This window comes from Saccharospirillum sp. HFRX-2, from assembly GCF_043196805.1.
Lineage (GTDB): Bacteria > Pseudomonadota > Gammaproteobacteria > Pseudomonadales > Natronospirillaceae > Saccharospirillum.
The window spans coordinates 1-12,503 of record NZ_JBEBMU010000013.1 but is presented as its reverse complement, the minus strand read 5'-3'; the positions used below and the strand labels follow the sequence as shown (position 1 = coordinate 12,503).

Annotated in this window: 8 protein-coding genes and 1 tRNA gene; 6 read left to right on the top strand and 3 right to left on the bottom strand. The window is 56.5% G+C overall.

Going from position 1 to position 12,503, the window contains the following annotated elements; genetic code table 11:
- The first annotated feature begins 9 nt into the window (after nt 1-9).
- Together ABMA60_RS17670 and ABMA60_RS17665 are read left to right on the top strand one after the other, a co-directional pair.
- The gene (locus tag ABMA60_RS17670; protein ID WP_392805995.1) at nt 10-1,074 is read left to right on the top strand and encodes a YbhN family protein; all 1,065 of its coding nucleotides are present in this window, start codon (nt 10-12) and stop codon (nt 1,072-1,074) included.
- Nucleotides 1,071-3,323 (top strand): glycosyltransferase, encoded by a 2,253-nt coding sequence (locus ABMA60_RS17665; RefSeq protein WP_392805992.1) that lies wholly within the window; start codon nt 1,071-1,073, stop codon nt 3,321-3,323. Before ABMA60_RS17670 ends, ABMA60_RS17665 begins: the two co-directional genes overlap by 4 nt.
- A 158-nt stretch (nt 3,324-3,481) precedes the next feature.
- Here the strand turns inward: ABMA60_RS17665 and ABMA60_RS17660 are convergent, their stop codons facing one another.
- Complete coding sequence (locus ABMA60_RS17660) at nt 3,482-4,996, bottom strand: fumarate hydratase (RefSeq protein ID WP_392805989.1); 1,515 nt, start codon at nt 4,994-4,996, stop codon at nt 3,482-3,484.
- Nucleotides 4,997-5,203: 207 nt separating this feature from the next.
- Here ABMA60_RS17660 and ABMA60_RS17655 point away from each other — a divergent pair, with 207 nt between their 5' ends.
- Complete coding sequence (locus ABMA60_RS17655) at nt 5,204-5,953, top strand: enoyl-CoA hydratase (RefSeq protein ID WP_392805987.1); 750 nt, start codon at nt 5,204-5,206, stop codon at nt 5,951-5,953.
- Between the two features lie 7 nt (nt 5,954-5,960).
- On the opposite strand, the gene ABMA60_RS17650 is transcribed toward ABMA60_RS17655, so the two are convergent.
- Nucleotides 5,961-7,136 (bottom strand): benzoate/H(+) symporter BenE family transporter, encoded by a 1,176-nt coding sequence (locus ABMA60_RS17650; protein WP_392805984.1) that lies wholly within the window; start codon nt 7,134-7,136, stop codon nt 5,961-5,963.
- A 108-nt stretch (nt 7,137-7,244) separates the two neighbouring features.
- On the opposite strand from ABMA60_RS17650, the gene ABMA60_RS17645 reads away from it, so the two are divergent.
- Nucleotides 7,245-7,793 carry a helix-turn-helix domain-containing protein gene (locus ABMA60_RS17645; protein ID WP_392805982.1) on the top strand — a complete coding sequence of 183 codons (549 nt, stop codon included), beginning with the start codon at nt 7,245-7,247 and terminating at the stop codon, nt 7,791-7,793.
- A 7-nt stretch (nt 7,794-7,800) separates the two neighbouring features.
- Here the strand turns inward: ABMA60_RS17645 and sbcB are convergent, their stop codons facing one another.
- Nucleotides 7,801-9,330, bottom strand: a complete 1,530-nt coding sequence (sbcB, locus tag ABMA60_RS17640) for an exodeoxyribonuclease I (protein ID WP_392805980.1) — start codon at nt 9,328-9,330, stop codon at nt 7,801-7,803.
- A 152-nt stretch (nt 9,331-9,482) separates the two neighbouring features.
- On the opposite strand from sbcB, the gene ABMA60_RS17635 reads away from it, so the two are divergent.
- The gene (locus tag ABMA60_RS17635; RefSeq protein WP_392805977.1) at nt 9,483-12,182 is read left to right on the top strand and encodes a DUF349 domain-containing protein; all 2,700 of its coding nucleotides are present in this window, start codon (nt 9,483-9,485) and stop codon (nt 12,180-12,182) included.
- A 244-nt stretch (nt 12,183-12,426) separates the two neighbouring features.
- Nucleotides 12,427-12,503: transfer RNA gene (locus tag ABMA60_RS17630), tRNA-Met, on the top strand.

Sequence of the window (12,503 nt, the reverse complement as noted above, 5' to 3'; positions counted from 1 at the left end):
GGGAATACCATGACCAATAGCACTCATCGCGCTTCGTCCGGGGCGAGGGAAGGCACTCCGAACACCCGGCGTTTACTGCTGTTTACGCTGTTGTTTATTGGTCTCAGCCTGGCTGGTGTTTATGCCGTTTACAGCCAGGTAGCCGGACACTCTTTGAGTTGGGATAACCGCTTGCTGGCGCCTTCTGCCTTAGCTGGTTATGCACTCTTGCTGGTTATTTATTTTGCCTCCGATGCCTTACGGCTGTGGTACACCTTGCGCGCTTTGGGAGAAAAGGTGCCCTTGTCGTCCATGGGCCGGCTGGTGTTTTTGAATATCTTTGTCTCCAACGTAACACCCATGGCAACCGGCGGCGGTTTTGCCCAGGTGTGGTTTTTACAACGTCGTGGTGTGGCCATTGGCACCGCCATGACCGCGACCACCATTCGTACCGTGCTCGCGGTGCTGTTTATTTTCGGCGCCACTCCGGTGCTACTGCTGACTTTGCCGGGAGCCGAATCGGCGGCGCAACAGTCGTCATTAGTTTCTACCTTGATTGTTTGCGTGGTGCTCTATTTGAGTTTCTTTGCAGTGCTTTTATTAAGGCCCTCCTGGTTAGCGCGGCCGCTGTTGCTCTTTTTAAAATTGCTGCGGGTTTTTCATTTGATCAGCGCGGCGCGACAGCGTCGCTGGCGCTTGCGTCTGGTGCGGGAACTGCGTCGTTTCGCGCAAGGGTTCGGGCGTTATTTCAGTGGTCGCTGGCGCGATATTCTGGCGTCCTGGTTGTTTACCGCCTTGTTTCTGTTGTCGCTGTTTTCATTCCCGGCGTTGCTGTGCTGGGCGTTGGGTTATGACTTGTCCTATTGGCTGGTAGTCGGCCGTATGGTGATCACGACCTTTGTTATGTATTTCTCCCCAACACCGGGCGCTTCCGGTATTGCGGAAGGCGTGTTCGGTCACTTCTTTGCGGATGTATTAACGGCCGGTCATTTGGTGCTGGTGACGGTTGGCTGGCGTGCCTTGACCATCTACCTGGGTATGTTGATCGGTATCTTCGTTACTCAGCGTGAACTGACAGACGGAGCCCCAAAATGACAATAAAAGGCTGGTTCACTCCACGACGACTGAAGTTTATTTTTTACATTAATATTCTGTTGATACTGTCGTTAGTCGGTTATCGAATTTACCTGATTTATTTTGAGCAGGATTATTCAGCGGTCCATGCGCACCAGATTGAAGCGGTACAGGAAAAGTTAGCCGGTCACAGCCAGCTGTCTTTTGCTGTGGTGGGCAACATCAACAACTCGGTGGGCGTCTTTGAGCGCACCATGATTCCTATCATTAACAAAACCGAATCCGACTTTCTGGTGTCCGCCGGTAATGCGGTCAGCGGTGGGGGTGAAGATAAGTATCGCGCTCTGTACCGTTCGCTGAGCCATCTTGAGATGCCCTATCTGCTAACGGTCGGTGAGAATGAAACCAGCATCTTTGGTTCCTTCCACTTCTACGAACATTTTGGTCCGTATTTTTATTCGTTCAAAGCCGGTAACAGTCAATTTATTTTTCTCGATACCACTGACCCGGATGCTTACGAATTTCAGTTGTATTGGTTGAATCAGCAGTTACTTGATGACCAGCCAAAGCATCGCTTTGTATTTTTAGGTGATGCGCTGTTAAAACCAATGCAGGAAACACCGGTGGATTTCGCCGAAGATTATCTGGCCGATGAAGCCTTCGGTCAGCAATTACAGACGATCTTCAGTCGCCATCAGGTAACCGCAGTATTCTCTTCCGATCTGCATTTGTTCGATCGCCAGACTCACAAAGGCGTTGAATATATCACCACCGGTGGTGCCGGCGGTCTGGTGATCAATAACGATACCAGCTTCTATCACTATGTGACCGTTAAGGTCGATGGTGATGACGTCAGCATCGATATGCAGCGTCTCGATATTGGCCAGAATCAGTTTTTAAAGACGCTGGAAAGCCTATGGTTTTTTGTGCATTCGCTGTTCTATGTTGGTCATCTGAATTTTTTGCTGGTGCTCTTTGCGCTGATGGCCCTGGCGATCAAGTTGTATACCTCGGTCTTTGTTGATCGTGATTACTACCCGAACTTTGATCTCGACGTGGCGCCCTTTCGTGACAAGGCGCTGCGCGTGATGATGGTGACCAATAACTATCTGCCTTTTATTGGTGGCGTGCCGATTTCGATTGAACGTTTGCGCCGTGGCCTGGTGGCACTGGGGCACAGAGTTTTAATTATTTCGCCGAGCTATAAGGATCAGGATAAAAACGAAAATAAAGACGAAATTGTCCGTCTGCGTTCCTGGGTGGCTTTGGGTAAAAGTGGTGAGTTTCGTATGGCGAACCCGATCTCACGCCGTGCCCGTCGCGCCATGATGGCGTTTAAACCCGACCTGGTTCATATCCATCATCCGTTCTGGCTCGGCTGGTTTGGCCTGCTCTGGGCCAAGGCGTTGCGAGTGCCGGCGGTTTACACCTACCACACCCGCTTAGAGCATTATTCGCATTATGTACCATTGCCGGGGCCCTTGTTCCGTAATCTTATTTCGCACTCTTTAGTGCGTCGCTTTGCTAATCGCTGTGCGGGCGTCATCGTGCCGACTCAATCGGCTGAGGAATATCTGCGCGTTATCGGTGTGACCACCAATCTTTATGTGCAGCCGACGGGCATTGATTTTGAACGCTTCCAGCAGCGCGATGAAAAAGCGGTCGAGAAGCTGCGCACTGATTGGGGTATCGCAAAAGACGACTGTGTTTTTGTGTCGGTTTCGCGTCTCAGCAAAGAGAAAAATATTTATTTTATTATCGATGCGCTGGCGGCATTGCGACGTCGCAGTGAACGTTCTTTTCATTGCCTGTTAATTGGCGATGGCGAAGAGCGTGATGCTTTGCAGCAACGCATCGATGACAAAAGCCTGAGCGACTGTGTGCATCTGGTTGGCCCGGTGCCGCCCGATGAGATGGCGCTCTATTACCAGCTTGGCGATGCCTTTGTGTTCGCGTCCAAATCTGAAACCCAGGGTATGGTAATTCTCGAAGCCATGGCGGCGCGTTTGCCGGTGGTGGCGGTGCGCTCCAGCGGTATCGACGATGTGGTGCGTGAAGGTTACAACGGTTTTAAAACCCGTGAAGATCGCAACCTCTGGCTGGAAAAGGTGCAGTATTTACTGGAGAACGATGATGAGCGGGAAAAGCTCGCTTATCAGGCGCTGAACTTTGCACGTGACTTTGCCATCGATCGGTTTGCCGATGATGTCGCTGGTATTTATGCGCATGTGTTGGCGAGTGAAGCGGAGCGTAAGCGGGGAGATGCTTGACGGGAGACGCTGTTTTGCGCCTGGCGGCGCGGGAGACGGAAGACGCTGGACGCCGGATGCCGGATACGAAAAAGGGAGCCACCTGACGGTGACTCCCTTTTAGTTGTGGCAAGATGCGAAATTTTAGGCGAGGGTTTCGCTATTCAGCGTCTCCCGTCTCACCCAACTTCCTTCGCCAAAATCTTCGCCGCCCACTGTTGCGGGCCGGTTTTGTGCACCGAGTCGCCGTTGGTATCGACCGCGACGGTGACCGGCATATCGACCACATCGAACTCGTAGATGGCTTCCATACCCAAATCTTCGAAGGCCACAACCTTGGCGTTGCGAATGGCTTTGGACACCAGGTAAGCCGCGCCGCCGACGGCCATCAGATAGCTGGCTTTGTGCTTGGCGATGGCTTCGATGGCGATGGGACCGCGTTCGGCCTTGCCGACCATGCCGATCAAGCCGGTGTGTTCGAGCACGGTGTCGGTGAATTTGTCCATGCGCGTGGCCGTCGTCGGGCCGGCAGGGCCGACCACTTCGTCGCGCACCGGATCGACCGGGCCCACGTAGTAGATCAGCTTGTTGGTCAGATCGACCGGCAGTTGTTCGCCCTTGTTGATCATGTCGACCATGCGCTTGTGGGCAGCATCGCGGCCGGTATACATCTTGCCGTTCAGCAGCAGGGTGTCACCCGGTTCCCACTCGAGCATTTCTTCTTTGGTCAGCGTATCCAGGTTGACCTTGCGCGCCGTGGGACCTGCGTCCCAGACAATGTCCGGCCAGTCTTCCAGGCGCGGGTGTTTGAGGTCGGCAGGTCCCGTACCGTCGAGTTTGAAATGGGTGTGACGGGTGGCGGCGCAGTTAGGGATGATGGCCACCGGCTTGTTGGCCGCGTGGGTTGGCGCTTCCATGACTTTAACGTCGAGCACCGTGGTCAGACCACCCAGGCCTTGAGCGCCAATGCCCAGCTTGTTGACGCCTTCGAAAATCTCCAGGCGCAATTCTTCGCCGCGGTTTTGTGGGCCGCGCGCTTTTAGTTCGTTGATGTCGATCGGCTCTAGCAAGGATTCTTTGGCCATCAGCATGGCTTTCTCGGCGGTACCGCCAATGCCGATGCCAAGCATGCCCGGCGGACACCAGCCGGCACCCATTTCCGGGACCACTTTCAGTACCCAGTCGAGGATCGAGTCAGACGGGTTCAACATGGCGAACTTGGATTTGGCTTCACTGCCGCCGCCCTTGGCTGCGACGTGCACTTCCAGAGTATCGCCCGGTACCAGACGGGTGTGGATCACCGCCGGGGTGTTGTCCTTGGTGTTCTGGCGTTTGCCATCCGGGTCGGCCAGTACCGAGGCGCGCAGCACGTTGTCCGGGTGGGTGTAGGCACGGCGTACGCCTTCGTTGACCATGTCTTCGACGCCCATGGTGGCGTCGTCGAAACGCACATTCATGCCGATGTTCAGAAAGACGGTGACGATGCCGGTGTCCTGGCAGATCGGCCGGTGGCCCTCGGCGCACATGCGGCTGTTGAGCAGAATTTGCGCCATGGCGTCTTTGGCGGCCTTGGATTCTTCACGCTCATAGGCGGCGTGAATAGCCTGAATAAAATCCTGGGGGTGGTAATAGGAAATAAACTGGAGGGCGTCGGCGACACTCTGGATAAGGTCGTCCTGCTTGATAGCCGTCATGAAGGTCTCCTGGCCGTGGGCGATGGCGGCGAAGTGTACACCAAAATCGCCGCTTTCGGAGTCATACCAAGAGGTTAACAGAGGGTTTCCGCAGCGGAACGTTAGGACTGGCCGCCTGGCTTTACAGTGCGAAACACCGTCCTAACTTTGCAAAATTCAAACGTTTGTTTAAATTGAACTGACAAAAACGCAGTGAGGAGCTTCGCCATGACCGAGATTATCCAGCGTTTGAACAACGGTGTGCTTGAGTTAACCCTGAACCGGCCGGAGAAGCGTAACGCTTTAACGGAAGCGATGTACATCGAGCTGCACCGCGTTTTCAACGAAGCCAAGTTTGATGACAACGCCAAGGTAGTGCTGCTGTCAGGCCAGAAATTCTGCTTTACCGCCGGTAACGATTTGAACGACTTTCTGGAAAAGCCGTTCGATGATGAATCGCCAGTGATGCGGTTCCTGAAAACCATGGCGGATTTTCCCAAGCCCATCGTCGCGGCGGTTAACGGTCCGGCCGTCGGCATCGGTACCACCTTATTGCTGCATTGCGACCTGGTGTACAGCGGCGACAGCGCCGTTTTCCAACTGCCCTTTGTGAACCTGGGATTGGTACCGGAGTTTGCATCCTCAGTGTTACTGCCGTTGCGCGTCGGCCATAACAAGGCCGCGGAATGGCTGATGTTAGGCAAGTCGTTCGGCCCGCAGGAGGCCATGCAGGCGGGTTTGATTAACGCTGTGTTTGGTGACGAAAACTACCTCAACGCCGCCAACCAACAGGCGCAGTTGCTGGCCGCCCAACCGACCGAAGCGATACAGGCGACCAAGCGGCTGATGAAGCAGAGCTATATGAGCTTTATCCTCAACGCCATCGACGACGAAGCGCAGCAGTTTATGAAGCGGTTAAAGAGCGATGAATTTAAACGCGCCGCCGAAGCTTTTCTAAGCGGCAAGGAAAAGGCTTAACCACCTGTTAAACGTTTCGCTTTAATTTTTTTAATAGGGGCTGGCGGCTGCGCACCAAATAGCCAAATACCAGCCCCCAAAAGGCGCCGCCAATGCCAAAGAGGCTGACATTGGCGGTGGTGACCAGCAGTGTCACCAAGGCCGCTTCGCGTTCACTCTCATCTTGCAAGGCCATCACCAGCGCCGAACCCAGCGTCGGCAACAAGGCTAAACCGGCCAGCGTCGCCAGATAAGCCGGCGGTACCGATTCGAAAAAGGCGACCACTGTCGCCGCCATCACCCCCAGCAACACATAGAAAAATCCCGCCGAGACCGCTGCGGTATAGCGTTTGCGCTTGTCTGGATGAGCATCCTCGGTCATGCACAACGCAGCGGTGATGGCGGCCAGGTTCAGCGCGAAAGCACCAAAGGGCGCGAGCAGGGTGGTGGTGGCCCCAGTCCACTTGAGCATGGACGAAGTAGGCGATGGATAACCAGCAGCCGTCAGAGTGGCGATGCCGGGCAGGTTCTGGGAAGCCATGGTAACCAGAAACAACGGCAAGCTCAGCGACAGCAACGCCTGCCAGGAAAACTCAGGACCTTGCCAGACCGGCTTACCCAGCGCCCATTGCCATTCAGTGGTGGCGACCTGGTCGAGTGCCAGCGCCAATACCAATCCCAGCGCCGCGACAATCAGCACCGCAAAACGCGGCGCCCAGAGCCGCGCCAAAAAATAGCTCACCACCATGGTGCCCGAGAGCAAAGGCGCCTCATTCAGCGCGGCGAAGGCATCCAGACCGAAGGGCAGCAGCACACCGGCGAGCATGGCGCCGGCAATGGCCGGGCTCAGTTTGCGGGTCAGTTTTTCGGCCTGACCGCTTAAACCGGCGAGCAGAATCAACAAACCGGTGGCGATAAAAGCCCCAATCGCCTGGCCCAGTGAAAAGTCCCCGAGACTGACCGCCAACACCGCTGCACCGGGTGTCGACCAGGCGGTGACCAGCGGCAGCCGGTGTTGCAGCGATAAGCCAATGGAGGTAATGCCCATACCCAGACCCAGCGCCCATAACCAGGAGCCGGCCTGGGCCGCGTTGGTACCGGCCGCTGAAGCGGCCTGGAAAATGATCACCGCCGAACTGCTGAAACCGACCAGAACGGCGACCAATCCAGCGCTGATGCTGGCGGGGGAAAAATCTCTGAGCATGGGAACTCCTTGGCAATGACAGCGCGCTTTGGCCCGGCTGTGCGTTATAACGTACAATGCGCGAAACTCTATCACCGTGCGTTATAGCGCACAAGCAAGGCAGGCAAGATGACTGAAGAATTGACCACTGGACTTAAAGCGCTGCGCCAAAGCCGTGGCTGGAGCCTGGATGCGGCCGCCAAAGCGACCGGTGTCAGCAAGGCCATGCTGGGACAGATAGAGCGTGGCGAATCCAGCCCGACGCTCAATACACTGTGGAAGCTGGCGCGCGGCTATGAGCTGTCGTTTTCGCAACTGATGGCACCGCTGACCACTCCGGCCTATAGCGGCGATGCTCGGCTTGAACCGGCAGACAGCGGTATCCGCGTGCGGCCGCTGATTCCGTTCGATGCGCAGTTGCGTTCAGAGTTGTTGGAGTTGGAACTGGCACCGGGGTGTTTGCGCGAATCAGAAGCGCACGAAAGCGGGGTGGTGGAACATGTGATTGTGATCGGTGGCTGGCTGTCGATATTCAGCGATGGCGATTGGCACCGATTGGGCCCAGGCGATGTCTGGCGCTTCAACGCCGACCAACCACACGGTTACCGCAACGATTCAACCGAGCAGCCGGCCTGGCTGCACAATCTGATTTTTTATCCGCAGGGCAGGGCGAGTTGAGTCTGGTTCAGTCGAACAGACCCAGTTGTTCTTGGTCGCCTTTTTTTTGCGCGGCAGTCTGATCAGCGGCGTCGTTTTTCTCTGTCTTAACGGCTGCATCCAACCATTTCTTCTGTTGCAGTTCCAACCAGCTTTTCACCTGCAATAACACCGCTGCATCCGGCTGTTCCTGCAGTAGTTCTTCGGTGCGATCAAAGGCTTGCTGCCAGGTCAGACTGGAACCCCAGTCGGCATCGGTCAGATTGACTCGCACCTGGTCGCGCCATTGCGCCGCCTCGCCAGCGCTCAGGCTGTCGAAGAAGTGCCGCGCCCGGGCGTTGAATACCAGAGTCTGCTGGCGATCATCGTGCAGGTCTTCAGCCAGGCCGGGCCAGGCTTCGGGGCGGTCGGTGCTGGCGCGAATGCGGTTCAGAATGCCGCGGTCATGATCGTCGATAAAGCCAGCGTAGAGAGCGTGTTCCGGGTCGATAAAGGGCGCTCTGTCTTCGTCGCGAAACACATCGCGCGCCAGGGTGACCAGATCGTGCCAGCGGTCGACAATGGCGCCATGGCGCTTAATGGCATCGCGGTCGATATTCAGGCGTTGCGCCACTTGGTCATCCAGCATGGCGTAAGGCGCGACCATGGGGCTGCGGTTTAAATGCAGGGTGCGCAACGGCACGCGGGGAATGCCGTCGGGCAGATCGTCGGTGGCGGTGTATAACCAGTCGCGCACTTGGTCGGCGTTGTGGTCGAGCAACCAGCTGGGGTCCTCGGTTAAATCCAGCACGATGATTTCGTTGCGTCGGTCCGGATGTTCGATCAGCGGCAGTTCCACCGCCAGACAACCGCGTGCCGCCGGAATACGACCGCTGACGTGCAGATGCGGCTCGCGGCTATCGAATTTAAGTTGGCGTCGAACGGCGGCTTTGGTGCGCAACTCCAGCGCGTAGTCGAACAGTTTTGGCTGGTGCCGGCGAATCAGTCGCGCCAGTTCGATGGTCGCAAGCACATCGCTGACCGCATCGTGAGCATTGCCGTGCTCGATGCTGTTGGCGGCGGTCAGCTGTTCCAGTTTGAACGAGGGCGTGCCGTCGTCGTGCTTGGGCCAGTTGATGCCCTCGGGCCGCAGCGCATGAGTCAGTCGGACCACGTCAAGCAGATCCCAGCGGCTGTTGCCGTTGCGCCATTCGCGGCTGTAAGGGTCGAGCAGGTTGCGATAGAAAAGGTGGCGGCTGAATTCGTCGTCAAAGCGCAGCGAGTTATAGCCGACTACACAGGTACCCGGTTCGGCCATCAGTGATTGAATCTGCTCAGCAAACTGCCATTCACTGAGACCCGTTTTATCGCAATCAGCCGGGTTAAGACCGGTTACCAGAGCCGCATCGGGAGAGACGACGCTGTCGGGCAGCGGCTTACATTTCAGGTCGACCGGTGCGCCAATAATGTTCAGATTGGCATCGGTACGCACCGCAGCAAACTGGGCGATACCGTCGCGACGCGGCTGAATACCCCAGGTCTCGTAGTCGTACCAGAGAAAGCTCGATGGCTGGGTCATGGTGGTTTCCGGGCAAAGTCTTTAGGGTTTACACTGCTGGGCACCGCGCCGAAAGTTGGCTGTCTTCGGCCGCACCTAAGGGGCACTACCCTAGCACTGTTCGCCGATTCGAGGCACCTCTTGCCTCGTCCGGCCAGACGAGGTAAGGCAAGATGGCTGCGCTCTCCAAACTGTTCAATAACAAAAAAGCATCGAACACCCCGGTTAAATCTACCCAGAATACGGACCGAACAGAGCCGTCCGAGCTGGCGCAGCGCAGTCACAGTCCGGATCGCCGCCAGCGGCAAACGGCGTTGGCCGAACTTGCCAACCGACTCGACGATGGCCGCCTGGACGACGCTGAACTCGATAACCTGCCATTAACGCCACTGGATCATCTCGCCTTACAGCTGCAACGCGATGCCCAACTCGACGGCCTGTCCGACGAAGATTGTTTTACTCTGGCCGTGGAAGGGTTTTCCGCCCAGGTTCGTAACGCAGCGGCCGAACGACTTCGCGATCAGCAACAACTGGAAGCCTTAGCGCGGGCGGCCAAAGGCCACGACAAGGCGGTGTATCGCATCGCCCGAGATAAGCTCGATGCCCAGCGCGCCCAAGAGCGCGAACATCAGGCCGAGCGTGAGCAGGCACACAGCCTGGTGGCGCGAATGGAGCGTCACGCCGAAGCCAGTCTCGACCCGCTCTATGTCGGCAAGCTGACCGCCTTGAATAATCACTGGCAAGAGTATCGGCAGCATGCAGAACCGAGCTGGCAACAGCGCTTTGAACAGGCCTGGCAAAAAGCCCAGGCAAGAGTGGCAGCAAGAGCGCAGACACCGCAGCAGACGAGCGACGAGGCGAGCACTGACGGCGTCGATTCAGCTAACGAATTGAACAATATCAACCAGCACCGCCAGGCGATTGTCGAGCGCATCCTCGACGAACTGCGCGAACGTACCGATGCGCTGGATATCGACGATGCAGCGCTGCGCGATGCCCAGCATTTTTTAACCGACCAGCAACACCAATGGCAGGAAACCGAACAACAGGCGCGGCCGGACAAAACCGAAGAGCGCGCCTTCCATCGGCTATGCACCGCCTTTGAAACAGCGCTGTCGCACCAGGCAGCGATCAGCCAGCGCTTTGGCCCGATGCAGACCTTGCTGACCCAGTTGGAAAACTCGCCGGAAAAGCTGAACGCCGAAGCTCAGGCCCTGGATGAATGGCTGCACGAACTCGACTGGCCTGAAAACACCCCCGCGCCACAACTCAAAGCCCGCGTCGAACAAGCGCTGGCGCGTCATCACGATCAGTTGGCGGAGCATCACCAGGCGGAGATTCAATCGGTACGTCAGGCTCGCGGTTTGATGCGCCGTTGCATGGCGGCCGTGAACGAAGGTCATCTGCGGCGCGCGTCCGGTCTATTGCACGGTGTCGAGGAAACGCTGGCGAAGCTGAAACACACCGCCCATCCGGGCTTGTTTCGTCAACTGGAAGAAACCAAAAGTGCGGTCGAACAGTTACGCGACTGGCAGAGTTTCGCCGTCCAGCCGAAAAAAGAAGCCTTGATTGAACGCATGCGTGCGTTGATCGGCCAATCGCTCGATCCACAGGATCGCGCCCGCACGATCCGACAAATGCAGGATGAATGGCGTCAGCTCAGTCGAGGATTGCAAAACCAGCATCAGGAAATGTGGGAAAGCTTTCATGCTCTGGCTCAGCAAGCCTATGAACCGTGCCGGGAATATTTCAATGAACAAAGCAAACTGCGCAGCCTGAACCTGAAAAAACGCCATGAACTGGTGGAGCAACTCAAACAATACGAAGCGCTGATTCAAAACGGCGGTACGGACATCAAAGAACTCGATCGGGTCCTGAACATGGCGCGTCAGGACTGGCGGCGTTTTTCACCGGTCGATCGTGCCGCCAACAAAGGTGTGCAAAAAGCCTTCGACGCCGCCATCAAACGACTGCGCGCTCAATTGCAGGACGAACAAGTTGATTTCCGGCGTGCCAAGGAAGCCATTATCGAACGCGCCCAGGCGCTGCTCGATGAACCCGATACCCGCAAGGCCACCGAAACCGCCAAACAGTTGCAAAAGGAGTGGCAGCAGGTCGGCACCCTGGCACGTCGTGATGAACAAAGTTTGTGGAAAGCCTTTCGGGTGGTATGCGACGAATTATTCGCGCGACGCGGTCAGCAGGTGGAAGCCTTTAAAGCCGAACTCGATGAACATCGCAGGCAGGCAGAAGCTTTAATCGAGCAACTCGAAGCACTGCCCAAAACTGATCAACCGCTGACTGAAAAAGCCCAGGTCGAAGAACTCAAAGCGCAATTCCGTGCCTTGGGTGCCTTACCCAAAGCTCAGCAAAAAGCGCTGCAGGAACGTTTTAACGAAGCTCAACACCAATTCGACGCCGCCTGTCGCGAGCAACACCGTCAGCGCCGGGATCAACATTGGCAGGCGTTAATCGACTGGGTCGCGCAGGCCCGCTTCGATGGCAGTGATGATGCCAAGCTGGTCGAGACTTTTCATGCGCTGAAACTGCCAGCCAATGCGACCGGTCTGGTCGATTGTATTGAGCAGTGGCGACAACCCGCCACCGTGGAAGCACAGACTCAACTGCATCGCCAGACCATTGAGCTGGAAGCCCTGGTGCAGGTCGACAGCCCGGCGGAGGATAAAAACCTGCGCATGGAATTGCAGGTGCAACGTCTGGCGGATGGCTTGGGGCAGACCGTCGATCAACAACGCGTCGATCAGGCCGTGCTGGACTGGCTCGCTTGCGGCTCGGTAGAACAGCCCGACTACGACCGGCTGGCGGCACGAATGCAGGCCGCACGCCAGGCCTGGCTCGACAGAAAAAATTGAAAAAAATCAAAAAGTTAGTTGACACTCCAAGGCCCCGTCATTAGTATTCGCAGCCGTTGAAGGGAGGCGCCCAGACGCCGATACCAAAACCTTCAAGATGAATTAAAAAGTTTGATGCGGGGTGGAGCAGTCTGGTAGCTCGTCGGGCTCCCACACCGCAAAAGTCGAAGGGAGTAACACGACCTTCGGCTTATGAGGCCGACCTAACGGCGTGATCGTTAGGTGCTTCAATGAAAAGGTTTATTGCGGGGTGGAGCAGTCTGGTAGCTCGTCGGGCTCATAACCCGAAGGTCGTAGGTTCAAATCCTGCCCCCGCTACCA

Coding starts and splice junctions, on each gene's coding strand:
- ABMA60_RS17655 (WP_392805987.1), top strand. CDS start 5,204: ATGACCGAGATTATCCAGCGTTTGAACAACGGTGTGCTTGAGTTAACC.
- sbcB (WP_392805980.1), bottom strand. CDS start 9,330: ATGACCCAGCCATCGAGCTTTCTCTGGTACGACTACGAGACCTGGGGT.
- ABMA60_RS17650 (WP_392805984.1), bottom strand. CDS start 7,136: ATGCTCAGAGATTTTTCCCCCGCCAGCATCAGCGCTGGATTGGTCGCC.
- ABMA60_RS17635 (WP_392805977.1), top strand. CDS start 9,483: ATGGCTGCGCTCTCCAAACTGTTCAATAACAAAAAAGCATCGAACACC.
- ABMA60_RS17665 (WP_392805992.1), top strand. CDS start 1,071: ATGACAATAAAAGGCTGGTTCACTCCACGACGACTGAAGTTTATTTTT.
- ABMA60_RS17670 (WP_392805995.1), top strand. CDS start 10: ATGACCAATAGCACTCATCGCGCTTCGTCCGGGGCGAGGGAAGGCACT.
- ABMA60_RS17645 (WP_392805982.1), top strand. CDS start 7,245: ATGACTGAAGAATTGACCACTGGACTTAAAGCGCTGCGCCAAAGCCGT.
- ABMA60_RS17660 (WP_392805989.1), bottom strand. CDS start 4,996: ATGACGGCTATCAAGCAGGACGACCTTATCCAGAGTGTCGCCGACGCC.